This is a genomic window from uncultured Pluralibacter sp., assembly GCF_913775985.1.
GTDB lineage: Bacteria > Pseudomonadota > Gammaproteobacteria > Enterobacterales > Enterobacteriaceae > Pluralibacter.
Window position 1 is genome coordinate 436,650 of the sequence record NZ_CAJYMB010000147.1, and the last position, 26,183, is coordinate 462,832.

The 26,183-nt window shown below is 59.9% G+C and carries 19 protein-coding genes and 1 riboswitch; of the genes, 5 read left to right on the top strand and 14 right to left on the bottom strand.

Translation table 11 applies throughout. The features are described from left to right. Positions 1-50 precede the first annotated feature (50 nt). On the bottom strand, positions 51-2,384 hold the full coding sequence (lptD, locus tag QZ766_RS19495; RefSeq protein WP_297206152.1) for an LPS assembly protein LptD: 2,334 nt from the start codon (positions 2,382-2,384) through the stop codon (positions 51-53). 259 nt (positions 2,385-2,643) lie between these two features. On the opposite strand from lptD, the gene djlA reads away from it, so the two are divergent. Next, positions 2,644-3,462: a co-chaperone DjlA gene (gene djlA, locus QZ766_RS19500; protein WP_297206154.1), complete on the top strand. Its 819-nt coding sequence runs from the start codon at positions 2,644-2,646 to the stop codon at positions 3,460-3,462. 255 nt (positions 3,463-3,717) lie between these two features. Here the strand turns inward: djlA and QZ766_RS19505 are convergent, their stop codons facing one another. From QZ766_RS19505 to araB, 7 genes are all read right to left on the bottom strand, one after another. Further along, positions 3,718-4,848: a ricin-type beta-trefoil lectin domain protein gene (locus tag QZ766_RS19505; protein ID WP_297206156.1), complete on the bottom strand. Its 1,131-nt coding sequence runs from the start codon at positions 4,846-4,848 to the stop codon at positions 3,718-3,720. 600 nt (positions 4,849-5,448) lie between these two features. Further along, entirely contained in the window at positions 5,449-6,108 is a 660-nt protein-coding gene (gene rluA / locus QZ766_RS19510) for a bifunctional tRNA pseudouridine(32) synthase/23S rRNA pseudouridine(746) synthase RluA (RefSeq protein WP_297206159.1), read from the bottom strand. Positions 6,109-6,118: 10 nt separating this feature from the next. Continuing rightward, a complete protein-coding gene (gene rapA, locus QZ766_RS19515; protein WP_297206161.1) occupies positions 6,119-9,025 on the bottom strand; it encodes an RNA polymerase-associated protein RapA in 2,907 nt (968 codons plus the stop codon). A gap of 133 nt (positions 9,026-9,158) precedes the next feature. Continuing rightward, the gene (polB, locus tag QZ766_RS19520; RefSeq protein ID WP_297206163.1) at positions 9,159-11,516 is read right to left on the bottom strand and encodes a DNA polymerase II; all 2,358 of its coding nucleotides are present in this window, start codon (positions 11,514-11,516) and stop codon (positions 9,159-9,161) included. A 75-nt stretch (positions 11,517-11,591) separates the two neighbouring features. Continuing rightward, positions 11,592-12,287, bottom strand: a complete 696-nt coding sequence (gene araD, locus QZ766_RS19525; protein ID WP_297206165.1) for an L-ribulose-5-phosphate 4-epimerase — start codon at positions 12,285-12,287, stop codon at positions 11,592-11,594. 49 nt (positions 12,288-12,336) lie between these two features. Continuing rightward, a complete protein-coding gene (gene araA, locus QZ766_RS19530; protein ID WP_297206167.1) occupies positions 12,337-13,839 on the bottom strand; it encodes an L-arabinose isomerase in 1,503 nt (500 codons plus the stop codon). 10 nt (positions 13,840-13,849) lie between these two features. Beyond that, entirely contained in the window at positions 13,850-15,556 is a 1,707-nt protein-coding gene (gene araB / locus QZ766_RS19535) for a ribulokinase (RefSeq protein ID WP_297206170.1), read from the bottom strand. Positions 15,557-15,771: 215 nt separating this feature from the next. Between araB and araC the strand changes: the two genes are divergently transcribed. Together araC and QZ766_RS19545 are read left to right on the top strand one after the other, a co-directional pair. Continuing rightward, positions 15,772-16,623 carry an arabinose operon transcriptional regulator AraC gene (gene araC / locus QZ766_RS19540; RefSeq protein WP_297206483.1) on the top strand — a complete coding sequence of 284 codons (852 nt, stop codon included), beginning with the start codon at positions 15,772-15,774 and terminating at the stop codon, positions 16,621-16,623. Between the two features lie 79 nt (positions 16,624-16,702). After that, positions 16,703-17,467: a DedA family protein gene (locus tag QZ766_RS19545; protein ID WP_297206173.1), complete on the top strand. Its 765-nt coding sequence runs from the start codon at positions 16,703-16,705 to the stop codon at positions 17,465-17,467. Here QZ766_RS19545 and thiQ read toward each other — a convergent pair. From thiQ to sgrR, 4 genes are all read right to left on the bottom strand, one after another. Beyond that, positions 17,464-18,165 (bottom strand): thiamine ABC transporter ATP-binding protein ThiQ, encoded by a 702-nt coding sequence (gene thiQ, locus QZ766_RS19550; RefSeq protein WP_297206175.1) that lies wholly within the window; start codon positions 18,163-18,165, stop codon positions 17,464-17,466. The genes QZ766_RS19545 and thiQ overlap by 4 nt on opposite strands. Continuing rightward, complete coding sequence (gene thiP, locus QZ766_RS19555) at positions 18,149-19,759, bottom strand: thiamine/thiamine pyrophosphate ABC transporter permease ThiP (RefSeq protein WP_297206178.1); 1,611 nt, start codon at positions 19,757-19,759, stop codon at positions 18,149-18,151. Before thiP ends, thiQ begins: the two co-directional genes overlap by 17 nt. Next, a complete protein-coding gene (gene thiB / locus QZ766_RS19560; RefSeq protein WP_297206181.1) occupies positions 19,735-20,718 on the bottom strand; it encodes a thiamine ABC transporter substrate binding subunit in 984 nt (327 codons plus the stop codon). Before thiB ends, thiP begins: the two co-directional genes overlap by 25 nt. Positions 20,719-20,748: 30 nt before the next feature. Then, positions 20,749-20,862, bottom strand: a riboswitch (TPP riboswitch). 35 nt (positions 20,863-20,897) lie between these two features. Continuing rightward, positions 20,898-22,553, bottom strand: coding sequence for an HTH-type transcriptional regulator SgrR (sgrR, locus tag QZ766_RS19565; protein ID WP_297206184.1), 1,656 nt, complete (start codon positions 22,551-22,553; stop codon positions 20,898-20,900). 91 nt (positions 22,554-22,644) lie between these two features. Between sgrR and sgrT the strand changes: the two genes are divergently transcribed. Beyond that, entirely contained in the window at positions 22,645-22,797 is a 153-nt protein-coding gene (sgrT, locus tag QZ766_RS19570; RefSeq protein WP_297206187.1) for a glucose uptake inhibitor SgrT, read from the top strand. A gap of 153 nt (positions 22,798-22,950) precedes the next feature. Continuing rightward, positions 22,951-24,129, top strand: a complete 1,179-nt coding sequence (locus tag QZ766_RS19575) for a sugar efflux transporter (protein WP_297206486.1) — start codon at positions 22,951-22,953, stop codon at positions 24,127-24,129. Positions 24,130-24,165: 36 nt separating this feature from the next. Here QZ766_RS19575 and leuD read toward each other — a convergent pair whose 3' ends face one another. Beyond that, a complete protein-coding gene (gene leuD, locus QZ766_RS19580; protein WP_297206189.1) occupies positions 24,166-24,771 on the bottom strand; it encodes a 3-isopropylmalate dehydratase small subunit in 606 nt (201 codons plus the stop codon). A gap of 10 nt (positions 24,772-24,781) precedes the next feature. Further along, positions 24,782-26,182 carry a 3-isopropylmalate dehydratase large subunit gene (leuC, locus tag QZ766_RS19585; protein ID WP_297206192.1) on the bottom strand — a complete coding sequence of 467 codons (1,401 nt, stop codon included), beginning with the start codon at positions 26,180-26,182 and terminating at the stop codon, positions 24,782-24,784. Position 26,183 lies beyond the last annotated feature (1 nt).

A 26,183-nucleotide genomic window follows, 5' to 3' on the forward strand; every position in this document is an offset into this window, starting at 1 on the left:
TTCCATTTCAATTAACTAACCGCAATGCGGATTTCGTTGTACCCCGGACCTTACAGCGCGCTTTGGTAAGGCAGAATGTTCGAGCGCAGCATTTTCTGGGTGCCAAGGCCGTAGTTAGAGCTCAGGCCGCGAAGCTCGATGTTGAAGCCAATTTTGTTGTCATACTTCGACTCGAGTTTGTTGTTGTCCCAGTCGTTAATTTTACGTTCGTAGCCAATACCAATCGCGAAGCAGCAGGAGCTGTACTGCACGCCCAGCATCTGGTTCGCGGTTTTGCTCATCTTCGTGTCGTAATAATAAGCGCCTACCACCGACCAGCGATCGGCAATTGGCCAGCTGGCGGTCATGCCCACCTGCGAGATGCCATCTTTATACTGCTGCGCAGTTGAATACGACGTCAGCGTCGTTTTGATGTATTCCGGGCTGGCGTAGCGATATTTCAGCTGCACCATGCGGTCTTCATCGCGGCGATACTCGATCGCGCCGTTGCCGGTGGTGAAGTCGTCGAGACGGGTGTCGTACTGCACGCCGCCGCGCAGGCCCCAGCGGTCTGTCATGCGCCAGTATGTGTCGCCTGCCCAAACTACCGAGCCGGTATCGTCTTCGTTTTCCCAGTGGAAATTATCGTCGCCGGTACGCGCTTTTTTGAATAAGTAGATTTGACCAATGGATGCGTTAAAACGTTCAACCGCATTTTGATCGTAAACGCGGGTGGTTAAGCCGGTAGTCACCTGGTTTGCCGACGCGATGCGATCGAGGCCGCTGTAGGAGCGGTCGCGGAACAGGCCGGTGAAGTCAGACTGCAGCAGCGAGGAGTCGTACTCCATGATGTTGCCCTGGTCTTTATAAGGCACGTACAGGTACTGCACGCGCGGCTCCATCGTCTGGGTATAGCCTTCTGACCAGTCCATGTCGCGTTCGAAAACCATTTTGCCGTCAATTTTAAACTGCGGCAGGGTGCGGTTTACGGACCCCTTAAGGTGTGTACCGTAAGTGTCGTTATAGCCGTTTATCCGCTTCTGCTCGTAGTGGGTCGACATCAGCTTGGCTTCGGTATCAATACTGCCCCAGCGGTTTGACAGCGGCAGATTGATGCTCGGCTCAAGGTGAAGACGAGTGGCTTCTGGCATATCGGAGCTGGTGTTCTCGAACTTGACCGCCTGCGCGTACAGCCGGGTGTCGAAAGGCCCTACGTCATTTTGATAGAAGTTAACGTCCAGCTGCGGCAGCGAGTAGTATGAGCTGTTTCTGCCGTCATCAAGAACCTGGAACTTTCTGGCCGACAGGTTGGCATCGAAATTATCGACAAAATAGCCGGCGCTGAATTTTTGCGTGGCGTAGCCGTCGGTACTGTTACCGTATTTCGAGCTAAAGTCGTCGAAGTAATCTTTATCGCTGACTTTGGTGTAGTCGGCGTTCAGGCGCCACACCTGGTCAACAACCCCGGAGTGGTTCCAGTAGGTCATCCAGCGGTGGCCGCTGTCGTCGCCGTGCTGGCTGTCGGACGGCATGTAGTCGAATTCGACAACGCCGGAACCCGCGTGCGTCAGGTAGCGGAATTCGTTTTCCCAATTGACGTTGCCGCGCTTAGACATGTAGTGCGGCGTAATAGTGGCATCGAAGTTCGGCGCGATGTTCCAGTAATAAGGAAGGCTAAACTCGAAACCATCGTCAGAGCCGTAGCCCGCGTTGGGGATCAGGAAACCGGAGCGGCGCTTGTTGCCGATAGGCAGCTGCAAATACGGGCTGTAGAAAATAGGGACCGAACCGAGCTTAAAGCGCGCGTTCCAGATTTCTGCAACCTCTTCCTGCCGGTCCTGAATCACTTCGCTACCTACTACGCTCCAGGTATTGGAGCCGGGCAGGCAGGAGGTAAATGTGCCGTTATCAAGAATGGTGTAGCGGTTGTCGCCGCGCTGCTTCATGACGTCTGCTTTACCGCGGCCCTGGCGGTCCACCATCTGATAATCGCCCTTCCAGACGTTCGTATCTTTGGTGTTAAGATTCGACCAGGCTTTTGGCCCTTTGAGGATCACCTGATCGTCATCGTAGCGCACGTTGCCGAGCGCATCGACGGTGCGCACCGGGTCGGTCTGGCCCTGAGGCTGTTTCTGGTGCAGCTGGACTTCATCAGCGGTCAGGCGGCTGTTACCCTGCTGAACATCTACATTGCCGCTAAAGACGGCGTTATCAGGGTAATTGCCGTTGGCGTGATCGGCATTAATGGTTACCGGCAGGCTGTTGGTATCGCCATCAACCTGCGGACGGTTGTAACTTGGTACCCCCAGCATACACTGTGAGGCAAGGTCAGCCGCAACGCCTGCCTGGCTGTAAAGGGCACTGGCGATCATTGTGGCCAGAAGGGTGGGAATACGTTTTTTCATACGTTGTATTTATTGTTCCGTCATCTGTGGCTTCGCGGCATGCAAACGGTCAGAGACTAACGCACTCGTCGTTAACGCGCCAGTGTTAATAAGGTCGTTTCAAATTCGTGACGTTAGGTACTGCGTCGAATGGCGAGTATGATAAAGCAAATTATAGTTTATGTCCTGCTATGACCGACAGGTCGTAGTTTAAAAACTCGCCTTTTTTCAAGGCGCAATATGATGCCAGCGGCATGACATTTGAGCGATTGGGGAGTCTATGCAGTATTGGGGTAAAGTAATTGGTGTCGCCGTGGCGTTTATGATGGGCGGCGGCTTCTGGGGCGTACTGCTTGGGCTTATCGTAGGCCATATGTTCGACACAGCACGGACGCGCCGGCTCAGCTTTTCCGCGGGGCAGCAGGAGCGCCAGTCGCTCTTTTTTGCCACCACCTTCGAAGTGATGGGGCACCTCACCAAATCGAAAGGGCGCGTGACGGAAGCCGATATCCAGGTCGCATCGGTATTGATGGACCGCATGAACCTGCACGGTAACTCCCGCACCGCAGCGCAGCAGGCATTTCGTATCGGCAAAGCGGATAATTATCCGCTGCGTGAAAAAATGCGTCAGCTGCGCAGCGTCTGTTTTGGCCGCGCTGATTTAATTAGGATGTTTCTGGAAATTCAGATTCAGGCCGCTTTTGCCGATGGCGAATTACATCCTAATGAGAGAGACGTGCTGTTTGTGATCGCCGAGGAGCTCGGTATCTCCCGCGCCCAGTTTGAGCAGTTCCTGCGCATGATTCAGGGCGGAGCGCAGTTTGGCGGCAGCTACCAGCAGCAGTCCCAGGGCGGCGGCAGCTGGCAGCAGGCGCAACGCGGACCGACGCTGGAAGACGCCTGCAACGTTCTCGGGGTGAAGCCTTCTGATGATGCCACCACCATCAAGCGCGCCTACCGCAAGCTGATGGGTGAACACCATCCCGATAAACTGGTCGCCAAGGGGCTGCCGCCGGAGATGATGGAGATGGCCAAGCAGAAGGCGCAGGAGATCCAGAGCGCCTACGAGCTGATCAAAGAGCAGAAAGGTTTTAAGTAGAAATTAGCTTCAAGGCCGGGCCCTTGTTCACTCACCATGTGTGAAGTGAATAGGGCCCGGTTTTATTGATAAGACCTGTTCGGGAATGCGTTAACGGTTTAATAAACAGATAAGAATATTGCCGTGCCTGTTTAGTGCCCTGGCGATGCCCGGCCTCTTTAGAACCTGCTAAATAATAAAACACCCGGCAATCTACGCCGGGCGCCGCACAGTAATAAGAGTCCGCAACAGCAGTACTCTTCCGCTAAATAAAAATTACGCTTTTTTATCAGCCAGGCCGAGTTCTGAAGTATCCCACTCCTGCGCCAGGCTACCGTCGCAGGATGTTAACGTCAGCGTCTGCCCTGTACCATTACTGGTCAGGCACAGCGAGGTTTGCGCCTTACGTATTTCAGTCCCTTTAATATCCCACTGGAAATTGGGATTAGTATGCTCACACGATCTGATTTTTACCTTATTACTGCTGCTGTCGGCTGCCAGACATTGGTTATAGGCGGCCTCGAGCGACAAATCATTTTTGGGGCGAACCCAGCCCTGCTTTTCTGATGAATTACAGAGATCCGTTTCTGCATCGATACCATCTTTTAATTCCCCCCAGGCACCAACGCAGAGGTAGCTGTTTTTTATCGCTCCCCGTAAAGAGTTACCTACCCCATTTTCATGAACAGTGCCCGTATCTGTACTGGTAATTTTCGTGTACGCCTGGCAAGTATTCGAACTGTGGGAGTTTGTGAACGCTGTATAGCCGGTGCCGTTTGAATATCCGACAGGGAGAGTGAAGGTTGCTTTGCTGTAGGGCTGACCTGAACAAACGGTACGTTTATCGCTCCACTCGAAATACTCTGTCCAGTTGACCATATTTTGCGGCGAAATTTGGGACGCCTCCGTTTTGATACTTCCCAGCGTGAAGGAGGTATTATCAGTGAGATCGTTAACTTTAACGGTTAACCAGTTATCGTGCTGGTCATATCCCACATGGAACTGATACGTATGCCCCTGCTTCCAGTCGAGCGTGATGCGGCAGGTCCGGCCGCTTCCCGACTCTTCAAAGCTCTGACAGTAGCTCCCCTCACTGCCCACTCTGGACTCGGTTGCTCCCCAGGCTGAGAATAAAAATGTGCGCTTAGGGCCGCCATTGCTCTGCATTCCTGTATAAGCAGCTGCTGATGAGCCAACAAAGCCAAACTGTGAAGACCAGTATACGTTGGCGGCGTGCCCGGGATCGGCATCCGGCGTAATCGCAAAATCCACGGAATCAAACCCGCTTACGCTCTGGTCAAAAATGTAGTTAGTGTAGCTCCCCGGTGTTTGACCATAATCGGCAGCGAGCACCGCTGTTGATGTTACCACTGAAGCCAAAAGCAATAACTGTTGGATCTTTTTCATCATCTCCCCTTAAAAGACGTTTTCCTGGCCAAAAACATGAGTATGTGATTATGCTAATTATGTTAAAAACATGGATGTAATAAGAGAGGTACAGTGGTTATATTCTGAAAGATTACGGCTTCCTGCGTCCCTGAGCGGCGTTCGCCTCCAGCGTTACTTCCCCCCTTGATATCATTAACGCATAATGTCGATGTTAAATTAAATAACCACAGGTTTATAAAAGGATTCATCTTTTTTTGAACTAACTTTAATCAAAGTGATATAAGCCCAGCGGATAAAATGACATTAGCACCGTTTTTAATTTTAAACACCCTTGCACTACTGCGGATATTCCTGCCTGTTAATACTAGATGTTGTTTTTTTACTGGCGCTATTGTTAATTGATTGAATTTTTTATAGTTACAAAATTATCTCCATAATTAATGCCAGAAATAATTCTTTAATTATGAATGGTTATAAGGCTATCCCGGGGCGAGACACATTTACACAAGGTAAGTGAGATTCTGTTTTTATTGGGGATGCCAGACCGGGCCGGAAATATAAAAAGGCCTCATCAACGTACTGATGAGGCCGCAGTTACCTGTCCGCCGAATTGTGACGTCAGAAGTCCACCGGCGCCTTAAACGTCATACTGTTGCCAAACGCCGGATGGGTGATAGTTAGCGTTTCGGCATGCAGCAGCAGGCGCGGCGCCATCGCCAGCGCTTGCGGATCGGCATAGAAGCGATCCCCGAGAATCGGGTGTCCCAGCGCCTGCATGTGCACGCGCAGCTGGTGCGAGCGCCCGGTAACGGGTTTTAGCACCACGCGGGCGCTGTTGTCCGCCGCGTACTCCACCACCTCATACTCCGTTTGCGCCGCCTTGCCAGTTTCAAAGCACACTTTCTGCTTCGGGCGATTCGGCCAGTCGCAAATCAGCGGCAGGTCAATCAGCCCCTGCGCTTTTTGCGGATGGCCCCACACCCGTGCCAGATACTGCTTCTTCGGCTCGCGTTCGCGAAACTGGCGCTTCAGCTCGCGCTCTGCCGCTTTGGTTAGCGCCACGACAATCACGCCGCTGGTGGCCATATCCAGGCGATGTACCGACTCCGCCAGGGGATAGTCGCGCTGGATGCGGGTCATGATGCTGTCCCGGTGCTCCTCCAGACGCCCCGGCACCGACAGCAGGCCGCTCGGCTTGTTGACCACCATGATGTGCGCATCCTGGTAGAGAATAACCAGCCAGGGATCCTGCGGCGGGTGGTAGGGCGGCATTATCATCGGCGATCCCTTACTGGTGCGTCACGACGATCAGGCGCAGCGCGTCCAGCCGCCAGCCGGCCTGAGCGAGGCTTTCCATCACCAGCTGGCGGTTGCTCTCGATAGCCTCAAGCTCGTCATCGCGAATGTTCGGGTTGACGGCTTTCAGCGCTTCCAGACGCGCCAGCTCGGCACTCAGCTTCTCATCGGCTTCCTGACGGGCGGCGTCAATCAGCGCTTTAGCCGCTTTCTCCACCTGCGCCTCGCCCTGTTGCAGAATGGCGTGCACGTCCTGCTGAACGGCATTCACCAGCTTGCTGCCGGTATGGCGGTTGACGGCGCTGAGCTGGCGGTTGAAGCTCTCAAATTCTACCTGTCCGGCGAGGTTGTTGCCGTTCTTATCTACCAGCATCCGCACCGGCGTCGGTGGCAGGAAGCGGTGCAGCTGCAGCTGTTTCGGCGCCTGGGCTTCAACCACGTAAATCAGCTCCAGCAGCAGAGTGCCTACCGGCAGCGCTTTGTTCTTCAGCAGCGAAATGGTGCTGCTACCGGTATCGCCGGAGAGGATCAAATCCAGACCGTTGCGGATCAGCGGATGTTCCCAGGTCAGGAACTGCGCGTCCTCGCGTGAGAGGGCGATATCGCGCTCGAAGGTCACCGTGCAGCCGTCTTCCGGCAGGCCCGGGAAATCCGGCACCAGCATGTGGTCAGACGGCGTCAGCACGATCAGGTTGTCGCCGCGGTCGTCCTGGTTAATGCCGATAATATCGAACAGGTTCATGGAGAAGCTGATGAGCCCGGTGTCGTCATCCTGCTCTTCAATACTTTCCGCCAGCGCCAGCGCGCCGGCTCCGCCGCCGGAGTGAATCTCCAGCAGCCGATCGCGGCCCTGCTCCAGCTGTGCCTTAAGCGCGTCATGCTGGGCGCGGCAGCGGGCGATCAGATCGTCAAAACCGGCGGTCTCTTCCGGCGCGGCCAGGTAGTTGATCAGCTCGCCGTGTACGCTGTCGTAGATGGCGCGGCCAGTGGGGCAGGTGTGCTCGAAAGCGTCCAGCCCTTCGTGGAACCAGCGCACCAGCACCGACTGGGCGGTTTTTTCTAGGTAAGGAACGTGAATCTGGATGTCGTGGGCCTGGCCGATGCGGTCCAGACGGCCGATGCGCTGCTCCAGCAGATCCGGGTTAAACGGCAGATCGAACATCACCAGCTGGCTGGCGAACTGGAAGTTGCGGCCTTCGGAGCCGATTTCAGAGCACAGCAGCACCTGCGCGCCGGTGTCCTCTTCGGCAAACCAGGCGGCGGCGCGGTCGCGCTCGATAATCGACATACCTTCGTGGAACACTGCCGCGCGGATGCCTTCGCGCTCGCGCAGTACCTGCTCCAGCTGCAGCGCGGTGGCTGCCTTAGCGCAGATCACCAGCACTTTCTGCGAGCGGTGGCTGGTCAGGTAGCCCATCAGCCACTCGACGCGCGGGTCGAAGTTCCACCAGGTGCCGGAATCGCCTTCAAACTCCTGATAAATTTGTTCCGGGTAGAGCATGTCCCGGGCGCGCTCTTCAGCAGTTTTGCGCGCGCCCATGATGCCGGAGACTTTAATGGCGGTCTGGTATTGGGTCGGCAGCGGCAGCTTGATGGTGTGCAGCTCACGCTGTGGAAAGCCTTTCACGCCGTTGCGGGTGTTGCGGAACAGCACGCGGCTGGTGCCGTGGCGGTCCATCAGCATGGCGATCAGCGTCTGGCGAGCGCTCTGGGCGCCGTCGCGATCGCTGTTGGCGGTCTGCAGCAGGGCTTCAATATCCTGCTCGCCGATAAGCTCGCCGAGGGTGTTCATCTGCGCATCGCTGAGCTTTTCGCCGCCCAGCAGCAGCGCCACGGCGTCGGCTACCGGACGGTAGTTCTGCTGTTCTTCAACGAACTGGCCGAAGTCGTGGAAGCGGCTCGGATCCAGCAGGCGCAGGCGGGCGAAGTGGCTCTCCATTCCCAGCTGTTCTGGGGTAGCGGTCAGCAGCAGCACCCCGGGCACGCGCTCGGCAAGCTGCTCGATGGCCTGATACTCGCGGCTCGGCGCTTCTTCGCTCCATACCAGATGGTGCGCTTCGTCGACGACCATGATGTCCCAGTCCGCGTCACACAGGTGCTCCAGGCGCTGCTTGCTGCGGCGCACGAAGTCCAGCGAGCAGATCACCAGCTGCTCAGTTTCGAACGGGTTTTCCGCATCGTGCTGCGCTTCGGCGTAGCGCTCGTCGTCAAACAGCGCAAAGCGCAGGTTGAAGCGGCGCAGCATCTCCACCAGCCACTGGTGCTGGAGGGTTTCCGGGACGACAATCAGCACCCGCTCGGCAGCGCCGGACAGCAGCTGCTGGTGCAGGATCATCCCGGCTTCAATGGTTTTACCCAGGCCGACTTCGTCAGCCAGCAGCACGCGCGGCGCGTGGCGGCGGCCCACGTCGTGGGCGATATGCAGCTGATGTGGGATAAGGCTGGTGCGCTGGCCGCGCAGGCCGCTCCAGGGCATCCGGTACTCTTCGCTCTGGTATTTGCGCGCGCGATAGCGCAGGGCGAAGCGGTCCATGCGGTCGATCTGCCCGGCGAACAGCCGGTCCTGCGGTTTACTGAACACCAGCTTGCTGTCGAGCAGCACTTCGCGCAGTTCAACGCCCTCTTCTTCGGTGTCGAGGCGCGTGCCAGTATAGGCCAGTAAGCCATTCTCTTCTTTTACGTCATCAATGCGCAGCTGCCAGCCTTCGTGACTGGTAATGGTATCGCCCGGGTTGAACATCACGCGGGTGATCGGGGAGTCATTGCGCGCGTACAGACGGTTTTCTCCGGTAGCCGGGAAGAGGAGGGTAACCATCCGCGCGTCCAGCGCTACCACGGTCCCTAATCCCAGTTCGCTTTCTGTATCGCTGATCCAGCGTTGACCAAGTGTAAAAGGCATATGATTTTGGGCTCTATATCTTGAAATAACAGGCAAAGATCGCGCACCGCAGTCTGAGTTACGGTAAGCAAAAATTGGGTCCAGGAGTTTGGAAGGGCGCTATGGTACTGGATGCTGTCGGATTCGTCACGTCTCAAAACAGCCCCAGTTGCCCCGTGAGTATTGTAGCAAAATCATCGTTAACAAAAGGCAGTATTCCTTCAGCAACAGGCTCAAGCTGTTTACTGAGATAGTGTTCATAGTCCAGCGGCGACTGCTGATAGCTGACCGGCTCCGGGCCGCCGGTGGTCCACACATATTTAATGCTGCCCCGGGACTGATATTGCAAGGGGCGACCCAGCCGGGCGTTATGCTCATCGGCCAGCCGTGCCGCGCGCACGTGGGGCGGCACGTTGCGCTGATATTCCGCCAGCGGGCGCCGCAGCTGCTTGCGGTACACCAGCCGATCGTCCAGCTCGCCGGCCATCAGCTTGTCGATAGTTTCGCGGATGAAAGCCTTGTAGGGCTCGTTGCGAAAAATCCGCCGGTACAGCTCCTGCTGGAACTGCTGGGCCAGCGGCGTCCAGTCGGTGCGCACCGTTTCCAGGCCTTTAAACACCATCTGCTGCTCGTCGCCGCGCTGGATCATACCAGCGTAGCGTTTTTTGCTGCCGGTGTCGGTGCCGCGAATAGTGGGCATTAAAAACCGGCAGAAGTGGGTTTCAAACTCCAGCTCCATTGCGCTGGTTAAGCCCTCTTTTGCCAGCTCCGCCGCCCACCAGCTATTCACAAAGCTCACCAGCTCGCGGCCGATGCGCGCCGCGTCTTCCTCGCCGTGGGCCTTTTTCAGCCATACGAAAGTGGAGTCTGTGTCGCCATAAATGACGTCGTAGCCCCGGGATTCAATCAGCGCCTGGGTCTGGCGCATGATCGCGTGGCCGCGCATGGTGATCGACGATGCCAGCCGGGGATCGAAAAAGCGGCAGGCGCTGGTGCCGAGCACGCCGTAAAAGGCATTCATGATGATCTTCAGCGCCTGGGACAGCGGCTTATTGCTGTGGGCCTTGGCCTCGTCGCGGCCGTGCCAGATGTGATCCACGATCCCCGGCAGGCAGTGTTTTTCTCGCGAGAACCAGGCCCCGAGAAAGCCTTCGGTGCTGTGGGCCGAATCCGGCTGCGCCATGCCCTCCACCAGCCCGATCGGATCGATCAGAAAGGTGCGAATAATCGACGGATAGAGGCTTTTGTAATCCAGCACCAGCACCGAATCATACAGCCCCGGGCGCGAGTCCATCACGTAGCCGCCGGGGCTGGCCTGCGGCGGCACGTCGCCGAGGTTGGGGGCGACGTAGCCCAGCCGGTGCATGCGCGGAAAATAGAGGTGGCTGAAGGCCGCGACCGATCCGCCGTGGCGATCGGCGGGCAGGCCGTTAACCGTGGCGCGCTCGAGCAGAAACGGCACGATGTCGGTGTGGTGGAAAATGCGGGTCACCAGCTCGCAGTCTTTCAGGTTATAGGTGGCGAGGGCGAGCTTGTCTTCGGCAAAGCGGCGGTCGATTTCGTCCATTCGATCCCAGGGATTATCGATGGACTTGCCCTCGCCCAGCAGCGCCTGGGATACCGACTCCAGCGAAAAAGAGCTGAAGTTCCAGAAGGCGGATTTCAGGGCTTCGATACCGTCAATAATCAGGCGGCCTTCGGCCTGGGCGAAGAAAACGCCGTTCTTAAACCCGTGCTCGCGCCACTCCAGCGCCGCGCTCTGCCGTCCGAGGGCCAGCGGAATGCGGTAGCGCTCGGCGTGCTTTTGCAGTACCCGCAGGTCAAACTGCACCACGTTCCAGCCGATGATGATGTCCGGATCGTGTTCGGCAAACCAGGCGTTGAGTTTTTCGAGAAGCTGCGGGCGGCCGGGAACGTACTCCAGCCGGAAGTCGAGGTTTCCCGCCGCGCCGTTTTCCGGCCCCAGCATGTAGACAACGCGCTGTCCGCAACCCTCCAGCCCGATGCAGTACAGCTCGCCGTGGCGGGTGGTTTCAATATCCAGCGAAACCCACTTCAGGGGCGGGCGATAGTGCGGGCTGGGCTTCATACGCGTATCAATCAGCGTATCGCCCTGAACCGTACCTTCTACCCGCACCGGGGCGGTGATAAAGCGCTCCATCAGGTAGCGTTCGGGCGGGCGAACGTCGGCTTCGTAGACGGTAATACCCGCCTCGCGCAGGCGTTTATCAAGGCGCATCAGCTGGCGGTGCGAGCGGCAGTAGAGGCCAAATACCGGCCGGCGGTGGAAGTCCCGCAGGGCGAGCGGGGCCAGGCGGGCGTCGCGCTCGTCGCTTAGCAGCGCTTCAGTCTGTGCGCGCTGCGCTTCGGGGATAAAGGCCACTGATTCCTGCGGCGGCAGGGTAACTTTCAGCGGGCCGTCGTCGGTGGCCAGCCAGAACGTCACCTCCGTGCCTTGTCGGGTATCCCGCCAGTGCCGGGTCAGTAAGAAGCCTTCTCGTTGCTGGATCACGCGCGCCACTCAAGCAGTAAACAGGCTCAAAGTATAACCTGAACCGCGCGGGCGCGCTGTGATTTTATACAGGGGTTACTGGCCGTAGTAGGCTTTCGCCCCGTGCTTGCGCAGGAAATGTTTATCCAGCAGAGAGGGCTGCATGTCGGGAAGATCTGGCGCCAGCTGGCGGCAGAAAATCCCCATATAGGCAATCTCTTCCAGTACGATCGCGTTGTGTACCGCGTCTTCGGCATTTTTGCCCCACGCAAACGGGCCGTGGGAATGCACCAGCACGCCGGGCATGCTCGCGGCATCGATGCCGTTCTTTTCAAAGGTTTCAACGATCACGCTGCCGGTGTCCCACTCGTAGTCGCCGTTGATTTCCGCATCGGTCATTGTGCGGGTGCAGGGAACCGGGCCGTAGAAGTAATCGGCGTGAGTGGTGCCGGTTGCCGGGATCGGCTGCCCGGCCTGGGCCCAGATGGTGGCGTGGCGCGAGTGGGTATGCACGATGCCGCCCAGCGTTGGAAACGCCTGATAGAGACGGCGGTGGGTCGGGGTGTCAGATGACGGTTTTTTCGTCCCGTCCACTACCGCGCCGGTCTCCAGGCTGACTACCACCATATCGTCTGCGGTCATTTTGTCGTAATCAACGCCGGAAGGTTTGATCACCAGCACGCCAAGATCGCGATCCACGGCGCTGACGTTGCCCCAGGTCAGGGTCACAAGATGGTGCTTCGGCAGCTGGAGATTGGCCTCCAGCACCTGCTGCTTTAATTGTTGATACATAGGCTCACCTTAATCCGGACACGCATCCACGCGTCCGGTACCTAACAAATTAGCGTTTTGATCCGAAGTAAACATCGTTCCAGCGCAGGCCGTCCTTGAATGCCGGCAGGCGGGTCTGCGGGTCGATCACCGTCAGTTCAATGTCGTGCATCTCGGCGAACAGGCGCATATCGTCCAGGGTCAGCGCGTGGCTGAACACGGTGTGGTGCGCGCCGCCGGCCAGGATCCACGCTTCGGACGCGGTATTGAGATCCGGATGAGCCTTCCACAGCGCGTTGGCCACCGGCAGCTTCGGCAGGCGGTGCGGCGTGGGGACGGTTTCAATAGTGTTGACCAGCAGGCGATAGCGATCCCCCAGATCGATAAGGCTGGCGACAATGGCCGGGCCCGGGCGGGTGTCGAAGATCAGGCGGGCCGGATCGGCTTTGCCGCCGATGCCGAGATGCTGGACGTCCAGCAGCGGTTTCTCCGCAGTAGCGATACTTGGGCAGACTTCCAGCATGTGGGATCCCAGCACCATGTCGTTGCCGCCCTCAAAATGGTAGGTATAGTCTTCCATAAAAGAGGTGCCGCCCTGCAGACCGGTTGACATCACTTTCATGATGCGTAGCAGAGCGGCAGTTTTCCAGTCGCCTTCCCCCGCAAAGCCGTAGCCCTGCTGCATCAGGCGCTGCACGGCAAGGCCGGGGAGCTGTTTCAGGCCGTGCAGATCTTCAAACGTCGTGGTAAAGGCATGGAAGCCACCCTCTTCAAGAAAGCGCTTCATGCCAAGCTCGATGCGGGCCGCGTCCAGTACATTCTGGCGCTTCTCGCCGTTAACCTGCGCGGCGGGCGCCATGCGGTAGCTGCTCTCGTACTCGTCCACCAGCGCGCTGATATCGCCTGCGCTGACGCCGTTGACCACCTCAACCAGATCCCCCACGGCCCAGGTATTCACCGAGAAGCCAAACTTGATCTGCGCTGCGACTTTATCCCCGTCGGTGACCGCCACTTCGCGCATGTTATCGCCAAAGCGGGCCACTTTCAGCTGGCGGGTGTCCAGCTTAGAAACCGCCTGACGCATCCAGCTGCCAATGCGCTCCTGGGCGTGCTTGTCCTGCCAGTGGCCGGTGACCACGCTGTGCTGCAGGCGCATCCGCGCGCCGATAAAGCCAAACTCGCGGCCGCCGTGCGCGGTCTGGTTGAGGTTCATAAAGTCCATGTCGATGCTGTCCCAGGGCAGGGCGGCATTGAACTGGGTGTGGAACTGCAGCAGCGGCTTGTTGAGAATAGCCAGGCCGTTGATCCACATTTTGGCCGGGGAGAAGGTGTGCAGCCACACCACCAGACCGGCGCATTTTTCATCGTAGTTGGCATCGCGGCAGATGTTGGTTATCTCATCCGGCGTGGTGCCCAGCGGCTTCAGCACCAGCCTGCACGGCAGCTTCGCTTCCGCATTCATGGCGTTAACCACCTGCTGCGCGTGGTCGGTGACCTGGCGCAGGGTTTCCGGGCCGTACAGATGCTGGCTGCCAATCACAAACCAGACGTCGTAATTATCGAAAATTGTCATATCGGTATCCTTAATGAGTCAGAGCCATCTGTGCGGCAGACGGATGTTCCGCTGCTGTGCCGCAGGGGAGATAGTGAAGTTCGGCGCTTTTAGCCCACTGCTGGTAGCGCTGATAGAGCTGTTCGAAACGTTGCGCCTCGGCGGGACGCGGCTGCAGGGTGTTTTCAACCCGGCTGGCCATTTTCTGCTGCGCGCCGGGGATGTCGGCGTGAACGCCTGCGGCCACCGCGGCAAAAATCGCGGCGCCGAGGGCGCAGCACTGATCGGAGGCGACAATCTGCAGCGGGCGGTTCAGCACGTCGCAGCAGGCCTGCATGATTGGCCGGTTTTTACGGGCAATGCCGCCCAGCGCCATTACGCTGTCCACCGGGATCCCCTGTTCGGTGAAGCACTCCATAATGGCGCGGGCGCCAAAAGCGGTCGCCGCCACCAGGCCGCCAAACAGTGCCGGTGCGTCGGTACCCAGATTGAGGTCGGTGATGACGCCCTTCAGCCGCTGGTTGGCGTTCGGCGTGCGTCGGCCGTTGAACCAGTCCAGCACCACCGGAAGGTGTTCAAGATCGGGATTTTTTGCCCAGGCCTCGGTCAGTTTCGGCAGCAGCGCTTTGCGGCTTTCATCAATCTGCGGCCCGAGTTCGGGGTGCGCCGCCGCCAGCTGCGCCAGCGGCCAGCCGAGAATGCGGCTGAACCAGGCGTAGATATCGCCAAAAGCGGACTGCCCGGCCTCCATACCGATAAAGCCGGGCACCACGCTGCCGTCCACCTGGCCGCAGATCCCCTGCACCGCACGCTCGCCCACGCTATCGCGATCGGCAATCAGAATGTCGCAGGTGGAGGTGCCAATCACTTTCACCAGCGCGTTGGGCTGGGCGCCCGCGCCGACAGCACCCATGTGGCAGTCAAAAGCGCCGCCGGCGATAACCACGGTTTCGGGCAGATTCAGGCGGTGCGCCCACTCGGCGGTCAGGGTGCCTACCGGCACATCGGCGGTCCAGGTCTCGCTGAAAAGCGGATACTGCAGATGGCGGTTGATCAGCGGGTCGAGAGCGTCGAAGAAGTCCGCCGGCGGCAGTCCGCCCCAGCTTTCGTGCCACAGGGACTTGTGGCCCGCGCTGCAGCGGCCCCGGCGGATCGCCTCCGGCCGGGTGGTGCCGGAGAGCAGTGCCGGTACCCAGTCGCAAAGCTCTATCCACGAGCTTGCCGCCTCGGCCACCGCGCGATCGGCGCGGGTCACGTGCAGGATTTTGGCCCAGAACCATTCGCTGGAGTAGATGCCGCCGATGTAGCGGGAGTAATCAACGCTGCCTGACCGGTGGCACAGAGCGGTAATGGCTTCGGCTTCTTCGACGGCGGTGTGATCTTTCCACAGCACGAACATGGCGTTGGGGTTATCCGCAAACTCCGGGCGCAGCGCCAGCACGTTGCCATGCTCGTCAATGGGCGCCGGCGTGGAGCCGGTGCTGTCCACGCCGATACCCACGACCTCGTCGCGGCGCGGCCCCAGCGAGTCGACAACTGCACGCAGCGCGGACTCCATTGATTCAATATAATCCAGCGGATGGTGGCGAAAGCGATTCCCGGCGGCGTCGCAGTAGCGGCCCTCCTGCCAGCGCGGGTACCACTCGACCCGGGCGACGATCTCCTCTCCGGTTGCGCATTCAACCGCCAGCGCCCGCACCGAATCGCTGCCAAAATCGAGGCCAATTGCTATTGCCATCGTGTTTCTCCTGAAGATATTAGGTCTGGAGAAACAGTAGGGTTTTGCGGCGCAAAAGCGTCAGGCGTTTAGCGCTGATCTTATGGATAATATTGCTATGGAAGGGCAAAGTGTGACGGCGCACAAATATTCTCACAGGCCATTTCACCCTTTATCCCGCCGCTGGCAATATGGACAAATGATTCCTTTACTGGCAGGCAGCATGCACCATGGCGATAGCAGAACCCCAGAACGATCCGCTGTTACCCGGCTACTCCTTTAATGCCCATCTGGTGGCGGGATTAACGCCGATTGAAGCCGACGGCTATCTCGATTTTTTTATTGACCGCCCGCTGGGAATGAAGGGTTATATCCTCAATCTGACCGTGCGCGGTGAAGGGATCATTGAAAATAACGATAAGCAGTTCGTCTGCCGCCCCGGCGACATGCTGCTGTTTCCCCCCGGCGAAGTACACCACTACGGCCGCCATCCCGACGCCCGGGAGTGGCACCACAAGTGGGTCTATTTCCGCCCGCGCGCCTACTGGCAGGAGTGGCTGAACTGGCCGAGCCTGTTTGCCCGCACCGGCTTTTATCGACCCGAGGAGCAGGACCAGCCGCGCATTGCCGAGCTGTTTTCGCAGATTATTGACGCCGGGCAGGGCACCGGGCGCTATTCCGAACTGCTGGCGATCAATCTGCTGGAGCAGCTGCTGCTGAGGCGCGTGGAAGCGATCAACGCCTCGCTGCATCCCCCGCTGGACGGCCGCGTGCGCGACGCCTGCCAGTACATCAGCGACAGGCTGGCGGACAGCGAATTTGATATCGCCAGCGTCGCCCGCCACGTCTGTCTCTCGCCCTCGCGGCTGTCGCACCTGTTTCGCCAGCAGCTGGGGGTCAGCGTACTGAGCTGGCGGGAGGACCAGCGCATCAGCCAGGCGAAGCTGCTGCTGAGCACCACCCGGATGCCGATAGCCAGCGTCGGGCGCAACGTGGGCTTCGAAGATCAGCTCTATTTCTCGCGGGTCTTTAAGAAATGCACCGGCGCCAGCCCGAGCGAGTTTCGCGCGGGTGTTAGCAATATGTAAACCGGGTTGATAATCGCAGGCTTGACGTAAACCGCGCCGGGCTGGAGAATCGCTGGTTCACTTTTCAGGCGGATCTCCTATGGAAGCATTTCTGCAACATTTCATCACCCAGTCGGCGACCTACGCGCTGCTGGCGGTCGGGCTGGTGGCATTTCTGGAATCGCTGGCGCTGGTGGGGCTGATCCTGCCGGGCGCGGTGCTGATGACCGGGCTGGGCGCGCTGATCGGCAGCGGCGAAGTGAACTTCTGGCAGGCGTGGCTGGCGGGGATTGTGGGCTGCCTGCTGGGGGACTGGATTTCGTTCTGGCTGGGATGGCGCTTCAAAAAGCCGCTGCACAACTGGTCTTTTATTCAGAAAAACAAGGCCCTGCTGGATAAAACCGAGCACGCCCTGCACCAGCACAGCATGGTGACGATTTTGGTTGGGCGCTTTGTCGGGCCGACCCGGCCGCTGATCCCGATGGTGGCCGGGATGCTCAATCTGCCTGTCGCCAAATTTATCGTGCCTAACCTTATCGGCTGCTTGTTCTGGCCGCCGGTCTACTTCCTGCCGGGAATTCTGGCCGGGGCGGCCATTGATATTCCGGCCGATGACCGAAGCAGCAGCTTCAAGTGGCTGCTGCTGGGCACTGCGCTGCTGGTCTGGCTGGCGGGCTGGTTTATCTGGCGGCTGTGGCGCAAAAAGGATGCCGACGACGCGCTGGCGCGCTATCTGCCGCGCGGGGTGCTGGTGTGGCTCGCGCCGCTGCTGGCGGTGCTGGCCGCCGCGGCGCTGTACGGGATGTTCAACCATCCCCTGATGCCTGTTTATCTGGAGATACTGGCGAAGGTCGTCAGCCGCTAGGTGCGGGCGATGCCCAGCAGCGCCGAAGCGCTGCTGGCGCCGCTCAGCAGATCGCGCGTTGCCCCGTCCCAGACAATCCTTCCTTCCGCAATCACCAGCGAGCGCGGCGCGATGCGCGCCGCGTCCTCCACGCTGTGGGACACCATCAGCAGCGTCAGCTGCGCGCTTTCGCAGATGTCGTCCACCAGCGTCAGCATCTCCTGACGCAGGGCCGGATCCAGCGCCGAAAAGGGTTCATCCAGCAGCAGCACCGGCTTGTCCCGCACCAGGCAGCGCGCCAGCGCCGCCCGCTGGCGCTGGCCGCCGGACAGTTCCCCTGGCAGCCTTTCCAGTAAATCCCCAATGCCCATCCGCGCGGCAATGGCCTGCAGCCTCTCGCGCTGGGCGTCATTCAGCTTCAGTCCGGGATGCATTCCCAGCCCGATATTCTGCCGCAGCGTTAAGTGGCTGAAGAGGTTATTTTCCTGAAACAGCATCGACACCGGGCGGCGGGAGGGCGGCGTTGCGCCGTGTGGCCGATTGTCGATAGTGATGCTGCCGCTGGCCGGGGTAATAAAACCGGCAATCAGGCTGAGCAGCGTGCTTTTCCCCGCTCCGCTGGGGCCGAGCACGGCGATGCGCTCGCCTTTTTCCGCAGCAAAGGAGAAGCGCATCGGCAGATGCTCGTACAGCCAGGTGACATCATTCAGTTTTAGCATGGCGGCCCGGAAGTTTTTCAATGACGGTAAATAACAGGAAGCAGATGGCGAGCAGCAGCAGGGCGGTAACCGCGCCGTCGCTGCTGCGGTAGGCGCCGATTTGCTGGTAAAGATAGAACGGCAGCGTGCGGAAAGTGTCGTTGCCAAACAGCGCCACGACGCCAAAATCTCCGATAGAGAGCACACAGGCGAAGGCCAGCGCCTGCGCCAGCGGGCGGCGCAGGGCGCGCAGTTCGACGATACGCAGGCGGTTTAACCCGCGCAGACCCAGCGAGGCGCAGAGCATGCCGTAGCGGGAAGCCGCGTCGCGCATTGGCGCTTCCAGCACCTTCAGGGCGTAGGGAATGGCCATCAGCGCGTTGGTGAAGATAACAATGCCGTCGGCGGAATCCGGCAGCCCGCCGGTATCGTTAAGCAACAGGAAGAATCCAGTGGCCAGCACGATGCCCGGCATCGCCAGAATAATCATGCCGCTCAGCTCCAGGCCCTGGCCCGCCAGCGGCAGATTGCGGGCGTACAGCTCGCGGCTGCTCCACAGCAGCATCACCGTGAGGATCACGCTCAGCAGCCCGGCGGCAACTGCGATGCGCAGGGAGGTCCAGGCCGCCTGCCACAGCACCGGCTGGGCCAGCACCTCCGGCAGGTGGCGGTTCAGCCCGCCGGTCACCACCGCCAGCAGCGGCGGCAGCAGCAGGACCAGCATCAGCACGATCAGCACCGCGTCGCTCACCCGGCTGCGCAGGCGATCGTCGGGATCCCGCCAGCGCGCGCGCTGGGCACTTCCCGGCGCCAGGCTTCGGGTCAGCCGCTGGCTGATGAGCATCAGCCCGAGGCAGCAGATCATCTGCACCAGCGCCAGCATTGCCGCGCGGCCGGGATCGTAATCGAAGCTCAGGGCCTGGTAGATCGCCAGTTCGATGGTGGTAGCCTGCGGCCCGCCGCCGAGCGCCAGCACTGTAGCAAAGCTGGCGAAGCACAGCATAAATATCAGCGCGGCGATGGCCGGAAGCTGGCGGCGCATCCACGGCCACTCCACAAAGCGGAAGAAGGCCGCGCCGCGCATCCCGAGCTGGGCCGCCAGCTGGCGCTGCTCGGCGGGGATCTGCTCCAGGGCCTGCAGCAGCAGCCGCGTCGCCATTGGCAGATTGAAAAACAGGTGTGCCAGCAGGATCCCCTGCAGGCCGTAGGGCGAGAAGGTCCAGTGCCAGCCGGCGGCGGTGAACAGCTGCGCCAGCCAGCCCTGGTGTCCGTATACGCTAAGGATGCCGAAAACCGCCACCAGCACCGGCAGGATCAGGGTCATGGCGCACAGGCGCAGCACGATGTTCCTGCCGGGAAAGCGGCGGCGGTAGAGCGCCCGGGCGAGAAATATCGCCGGAATAACCGACAGCAGAGCGGAAAGCAGCGCCTGCCAGAAGGAGAAGCGCACCACGTGCCACAGGTAGTCATCCTGCAGAAAATCGCCCCAGTCGGAGGTTGGCGCGTTCAGCAGCAGGGCAACCAGCGCCGCCAGCGCCACGACGATCGTGAGGGCGGCGACGGCGATGCCCGGCAGCAGGGCACCCGCACTTAGCGGCTGACGGCGCGTTGCCACTGGCGGATCCAGTTCTGGCGGTTTTCGGCCACCTGTTCAGCGCTGTACTGCAGCGTGGCAGCGGCGGCGGGCGGCGGCGTGAAGCCGTCCGGCAGCGGTACGTTGCTGACCGGATACATCCAGTTGCCGGTGGGAATGGCTTTCTGGAAGGCGGGGCTGACCATAAAGTGGAGGAACTTCTCCGCCAGTTCAGGCTGCTTGCCGGCGGCGGTGCGGGCGGCAACTTCCACCTGCAGGTAGTGCCCCTCTGTGAAATTGGCCGCGGCGTAGTTGTCTTTTTTCTCTTCGATAACGTGGTATGCCGGGGAGGTGGTATAGCTCAGGACCAGATCGCTCTCGCCTTTAAGAAACAGCCCGTAGGCCTCGCTCCAGCCTTTGGTGACGGTCACGGTTTTCTGCGCCAGCTTCTGCCACGCGTCCGGCGCGCCGTCGCCGTAGACTTTCTGCATCCATAGCAGCAGGCCGAGACCCGGGGTGCTGGTACGCGGGTCTTCATAGATAACCCGCCAGCGGGTCGGGCTTTCGACCAGCTCTTTCAGGCTGGCGGGCGGGTTTTTCAGCTTGTTTTTGTCGTAGACGAAGGCGAAATAACCGTAATCATAAGGAACGAAAACGTCATCGTGCCAGCCGCCGGGCACTTTCAGCCCCTCACCTGAGACGCTGCTTGCGGTAAATAGCCCGGTGGCTTTCGCTGCCTGCAGCAGATTATTGTCCAGCCCGAGTACCACGTCGGCCTTGCTGTTTTTCCCTTCCATGCGCAGGCGGTTCAGCAGCGAGACGCCGTCCTGCAGCGCCACATATTTCACCTCGCAGCCGCAGTCGGCTTCAAAGGCCTTTTTAACGGCGGGCCCGGGGCCCCAGTCGGCGGAGAAAGAGTCGTAGGTGTAGACGGTGAGTACCGGTTTAGCAAAAGCGGGCAGGGCGACGAGCGCGACGAGCGGCAGCAGTTTTTTCAACACTTTGCACCTCAGAGTATGGGTGGCAAAGGATTTTGAGACAGCCTCAAATCCCTTCGCCGGCGTTATCCGGATCAGGTTCGACGGGTATTTTCTCAGCCCATTCGCGCAACGCGCGTATGTTTATCAGCACCCCGTTGAGAACGCGCCATTGTAATGACTTTGGCCTACGACAGAAAGTCTTACGGCTCCGGCGGCGCAAACCAGGCGGATTTAAAGTCAAACCAGCCTAAGGTATTCATCCGCAGCCCGCGCATGCTGCGCTGGCCCTGAATCATCAGCCAGTGGTGGATGAGGGGGACAATCGCCCGATCGGCGATCAGCTGCTGGCACCAGGCGGCGAGGGGCAGCTCGCCGGCCTGCCAGCGCGCCGTCGCGTCCTGCCAGTCGAGGGGAATGCAGTGTTGGATCAGCGGCACTTCGGACAGCTGGGCAAACAGGGAGAAATCCAGCGGCAGGGTGAAGTTGGCGCTGTTGAGCCACAGATCGCTGCGGGCATCACCCTGGTGCCATTCGGCGTACTCCAGCTCCTGTATTTCCAGCGTGACCTGATGCTCCTGCAGTAGCGTGCGCATAATTTCCGCGATGCTGCGGTGCTCGGGGTGCTCGCGATAGTAGGTCAGGGTCAGGGTTTCCAGACCCGCGGGTTTTGGGGCCTGCACAGGCCGGGCGTGGTGCCAGCGCGGCAGCAGGCCGTAGGCCGGGAACCAGTATCCCTGATAGCTGGCATCGGCGTGGTACAGCAGGTTATTGGGAGAAAGCACGTGGCTGACCCAGCGGCGCACTTCGCCGCTGGCGCCTTTCGGGCTGCGGGCGTCGAACAGCAGATAGTAGCAGCCTTCTTCGAGGCGGCTCTCCACCGCTTTTTCACCCTCGGTCGATCCCTCCAGCGTCAGGCCGCAGCTCGGCTCATCGCTGACCTCCGGCAGCACCCAGACGTTCACCTCGTCGATCAGCGCCCGGTAGCCGAAGAAGTCGTCGAAGGCGTGGATTTTCAGCTGGTTTTCATTGTTGCGCGCCACCGCATAGGGGCCGGTGCCAACCGGCAGGCTGGCGAAATGGGGCAGGGTTTGCCACTCGCGCGGCAGCACCATCGCCGGAATGTGGCCCATCAGCCACGGCAGCCAGCGGTCGGGCCTTGAAAGGTGGATGTCCAGCGTCCAGGACGTCGGCGAATCAATCTGTGCGATGTGCGTATACAGCGGCAGCGCGCGGATGCGGGACAGAGTCTGAATTACGTCGTCCATTTCCAGCTCGCGCCCGTGGTGAAAGTGGATGCCGGGCCGGATATAGAAGCGCCAGTGCAGCGGTGAAAGCTGCTGCCAGTGGTGGGCAATGTCGGCTTCTGCTTCCCCGTTTTCCTCATTTATGCGCGTCAGGCCGCTGAAGATCTGCCGGGCGATGTGCGTCTCCGAGCGCCGCAGCGGGGTGCCCGGCAGCAGATTGCGCATCGGGCGATAGTAGAGCACCCGCAGGATGTGGCGCCCCTGGCGAAAGCTGCGCCCGAGGTGGGAGATCAGCATCTGGCGCACGGCGGTTTTATCCCCCACCAGCTGCACCAGCTGATCGATGCGATCCTGCTCCAGCAGATCTTCCGCCCGCTGCTGCTGCAGCGCCAGCCCGGTATACAGGAACGTTAGCCGCGAGCGCTTGCCGCGTCCGGCCTCCGCCTCCCAGGCGAGCCAGCCGCGCTCTTCCATGCTGTGCAGCAGGGTGCGCATATGGCGGCGGGAGCAGCTCAGGAGCTCAGCCAGCTCGCTGAGGGTGGTCTCCTGAGATTTCCCCTCGCAGCGCTGCCAGAGGCGGATGAACTGCTGTTGCAGGCGGGCAGAGGACATAAAAGGGGAACTCCTTCTCAAATCTCATCAATATATTAATCCCCATATTAGGACAATAATTACCGTCGATGAAGCGAGGAGGCGCGAAAGGATGAAACCGGTAACCTATAACTTCTACTGCCGTTATTTTCTGGCAACGCGTGACGCATCGTGGCTGGCCCGCCTGCTTGCAGGCTACCGGCTGAAAATGCTGAATGATTTGATGCAGTGGGACGTCAACGGGCAGGTTTCTGAATCGCGCTAGACCGGCCTTATCATGTGTGACTGAGTTTTCGCCAGCAGGTATTCTCTGCTGGCGTTTTTTTATGGTTTTTCAATATCATCTGCAATTACGCTAGCGGCAGGCGGGCTGGATCCGCGTAACCTGTCTGGCCCCGAAAGAACATAAGGATCAATGATGCACTGGCTGATAACAATGGGGCGCCGCCTCAACGGCGTGTACGCCGCTTTTATGCTGGTGGCGTTTATGGTGGGCGTTGCCGGTGCGCTGCAGATGCCGACCCTGAGCCTGTTTCTCAGCAGAGAGGTTAACGCCGCGCCTTTCTGGGTCGGCCTGTTTTATACCGTCAACGCCGTGGCCGGGATTGCCATTAGCTTTGCGCTGGCGAAACGCTCCGACAGCCGGGGCGATCGCCGGCGGCTGATCCTCTTTTGCTGCCTGATGGCGGTAGCCAATGCGCTGCTGTTTGCCTTCAATCGCCACTACCTGACGCTCATCACCTGCGGCGTGCTGCTGGCCTCGCTGGCGAATACCGCTATGCCGCAGCTGTTCGCGCTGGCACGCGAGTATGCCGACAGCTCGGCGCGGGAAGTGGTTATGTTCAGCTCGATTATGCGCGCCCAGCTCTCGCTGGCGTGGGTCATCGGGCCGCCGCTGGCCTTTACGCTGGCGCTCCATTATGGCTTCACCGTGATGTTCTCCATCGCGGCGGGTATTTTTCTGCTGAGCCTGCTGCTGATCTTTTTTGCGCTGCCGTCGGTGCCGCGGGTAGCGCCTTCGCCGGAGGCGGCACTGCTGCAAACCGGGGGCTGGCACGATGCCAACGTGCGAATGCTGTTTGCCGCTTCCACCCTGATGTGGACCTGCAACACCATGTACATCATTGATATGCCGCTGTGGATCGGCAGCGATCTCGGGCTTCCCGACACCCTTGCCGGACTGCTGATGGGGACGGCTGCCGGGCTGGAGATCCCGGCGATGATCCTCGCGGGCTATTACGTGAAGCGCATCGGCAAGCGCCGTATGATGGTGACGGCGGTCTGTGCGGGCGTGCTGTTCTACGCCGGACTGATCCTGTTTCACTCCCGCGAGGCGCTGCTGGTGCTGCAGCTATTTAACGCCGTGTTTATCGGGATTGTTGCCGGGATTGGCATGCTGTGGTTTCAGGATCTGATGCCGGGCAGGGCCGGCGCGGCGACCACGCTATTTACCAACAGTATTTCGACCGGCGTGATTCTGGCGGGCGTGCTGCAGGGGGCGCTGTCGCAAAGCTTTGGGCACGCCAGCGTCTACTGGGTCATTGCGGCTATTTCGCTGCTGGCGCTCGGGCTGACCGCCAGAGTGCGCGACGTATAAAAGAGGCCGGGCGAAGGGCTCGCCCGGCGGAGTAGGCTAGCCCATAAAGGCCGGCTGTTTGTTCTCGTAGGCCGAGATTGCCGCTTCATGCTGCAGGGTCAGGCCGATGCTGTCCAGCCCGTTGAGCATGCAGTGGCGGCGGAAGGCGTCAATTTTAAACCCGTAGGTTTTGTCTCCGGCTTTCACCACTTCCGCTTCCAGATCCACTTCCAGCGTCATTCCCGGATTGGCTTTGACCAGGGTGAACAGCTCATCGATCTGCTCATCGCTCAGGGTGACCGGCAGCAGCTGGTTATTGAAGCTGTTGCCGTAGAAGATATCGGCAAAGCTCGGGGCGATAACTGCCCTGAAGCCGTAGTCGGTCAGCGCCCAGGGCGCGTGCTCGCGGGAAGAGCCGCAGCCGAAGTTCTCCCGCGCCAGCAGAATCGACGCGCCTTTATACTCGGGAAAGTTCAGGACAAAGTCAGGATTCGGCTGCTCGCCGCGATCGTCGAGATAGCGCCAGTCGTTAAACAGGTGCACGCCAAAGCCGGTGCGGGTTACTTTCTGCAAAAACTGCTTCGGGATAATGGCGTCGGTATCCACGTTCGCCGCGTCCAGAGGGACCACCAGGCCCGTATGCTGGGTAAATTTCTCTGCCATGACGGTTTCCTTATTTTAATCCACGAATGTCGGCGAAGCGGCCAGTAACGGCGGCGGCGGCGGCCATTGCCGGGCTGACCAGATGAGTGCGTCCGCCGCGGCCCTGGCGGCCTTCAAAGTTGCGGTTGCTGGTGGAGGCACAGCGCTCGCCCGGATTCAGGCGGTCGTTGTTCATCGCCAGGCACATGGAGCAGCCGGGCAGGCGCCATTCGAAACCGGCTTCAATAAAGATCTTATCCAGACCTTCTGCTTCCGCCTGCGCTTTCACCGGGCCGGAGCCGGGCACCACCAGCGCCTGAACCCCCGGCGCGACCCGGCGCCCTTTGGCAATTTTTGCTGCCGCGCGCAGGTCTTCAATGCGCGAGTTGGTGCAGGAGCCGATAAACACTTTGTCGATAGCCACGTCGGTCAGCGGCACGCCGGGCTGCAGGCCCATATAGGCCAGCGCTTTCTCGGCGCTGGCGCGCTCCACCGGATCGCTAAACGAGGTGGGATCGGGAATGCTGTCGTTTACAGAGATAACCTGGCCCGGGTTGGTGCCCCAGGTCACCTGCGGAGCAATCTCTTCCGCCTGCAGGGTCACGACTGTATCGAAGATAGCGCCTTCGTCGGTGTGCAGGGTTTTCCAGTAGGCGACCGCGTCGTCATAATCTTTGTCTTTTGGCGCGTGCAGGCGGCCTTTGACATAGTTGAACGTGGTTTCGTCCGGCGCTACCAGACCGGCTTTGGCGCCCATCTCAATGGCCATGTTGCACAGGGTCATGCGGCCTTCCATGCTCAGCGCGCGAATGGCGTCGCCGCAAAACTCTACCACGTGGCCGGTGCCGCCGGCGCTGCCGGTTTTCCCAATGATCGCCAGTACGATGTCTTTCGCGGTAATGCCCGGCGCGGCGGTGCCCTTCACCTCAATTTTCATGGTGCGGGCGCGGCCCTGCTTCAGGGTCTGGGTCGCCAGAACGTGCTCGACTTCGGAGGTGCCGATACCAAACGCCAGCGCGCCGAACGCGCCGTGGGTGGCGGTGTGGGAGTCGCCGCAGACGATGGTCATTCCCGGCAGCGTGATGCCCTGCTCCGGGCCCATCACGTGGACGATCCCCTGATAGGGATGATTCAGATCGTACAGCTCGACGCCGAATGCCTTGCAGTTCTTGATCAGCTCCTGCATCTGAATGCGGGCCATCTCCCCGGACGCGTTAATGTCTTTAGTCTGGGTTGATACGTTGTGATCCATGGTGGCGAAGGTTTTACCCGGCTGGCGCACCGGGCGGTTGTGCGCCCGCAGGCCGTCAAACGCCTGCGGCGAGGTGACTTCGTGCACCAGGTGGCGATCGATGTACAGCAGTGGCGTTTCATTCGGGGCTTCGTGCACCACGTGCGCATCAAACAATTTTTCGTATAAGGTCTTCGCCATG

What these genes read in the sequence shown, in the direction of transcription:
- leuD (WP_297206189.1), bottom strand. Translation starts at nt 24,771, where the DNA reads ATGGCAGAGAAATTTACCCAGCATACGGGCCTGGTGGTCCCTCTGGAC.
- QZ766_RS19505 (WP_297206156.1), bottom strand. Translation starts at nt 4,848, where the DNA reads ATGAAAAAGATCCAACAGTTATTGCTTTTGGCTTCAGTGGTAACATCA.
- QZ766_RS19575 (WP_297206486.1), top strand. Translation starts at nt 22,951, where the DNA reads ATGCACTGGCTGATAACAATGGGGCGCCGCCTCAACGGCGTGTACGCC.
- djlA (WP_297206154.1), top strand. Translation starts at nt 2,644, where the DNA reads ATGCAGTATTGGGGTAAAGTAATTGGTGTCGCCGTGGCGTTTATGATG.
- araB (WP_297206170.1), bottom strand. Translation starts at nt 15,556, where the DNA reads ATGGCAATAGCAATTGGCCTCGATTTTGGCAGCGATTCGGTGCGGGCG.
- QZ766_RS19545 (WP_297206173.1), top strand. Translation starts at nt 16,703, where the DNA reads ATGGAAGCATTTCTGCAACATTTCATCACCCAGTCGGCGACCTACGCG.
- sgrT (WP_297206187.1), top strand. Translation starts at nt 22,645, where the DNA reads ATGAAACCGGTAACCTATAACTTCTACTGCCGTTATTTTCTGGCAACG.
- leuC (WP_297206192.1), bottom strand. Translation starts at nt 26,182, where the DNA reads ATGGCGAAGACCTTATACGAAAAATTGTTTGATGCGCACGTGGTGCAC.
- araD (WP_297206165.1), bottom strand. Translation starts at nt 12,287, where the DNA reads ATGTATCAACAATTAAAGCAGCAGGTGCTGGAGGCCAATCTCCAGCTG.
- rapA (WP_297206161.1), bottom strand. Translation starts at nt 9,025, where the DNA reads ATGCCTTTTACACTTGGTCAACGCTGGATCAGCGATACAGAAAGCGAA.
- rluA (WP_297206159.1), bottom strand. Translation starts at nt 6,108, where the DNA reads ATGATAATGCCGCCCTACCACCCGCCGCAGGATCCCTGGCTGGTTATT.
- lptD (WP_297206152.1), bottom strand. Translation starts at nt 2,384, where the DNA reads ATGAAAAAACGTATTCCCACCCTTCTGGCCACAATGATCGCCAGTGCC.
- sgrR (WP_297206184.1), bottom strand. Translation starts at nt 22,553, where the DNA reads ATGTCCTCTGCCCGCCTGCAACAGCAGTTCATCCGCCTCTGGCAGCGC.
- thiQ (WP_297206175.1), bottom strand. Translation starts at nt 18,165, where the DNA reads ATGCTAAAACTGAATGATGTCACCTGGCTGTACGAGCATCTGCCGATG.
- araA (WP_297206167.1), bottom strand. Translation starts at nt 13,839, where the DNA reads ATGACAATTTTCGATAATTACGACGTCTGGTTTGTGATTGGCAGCCAG.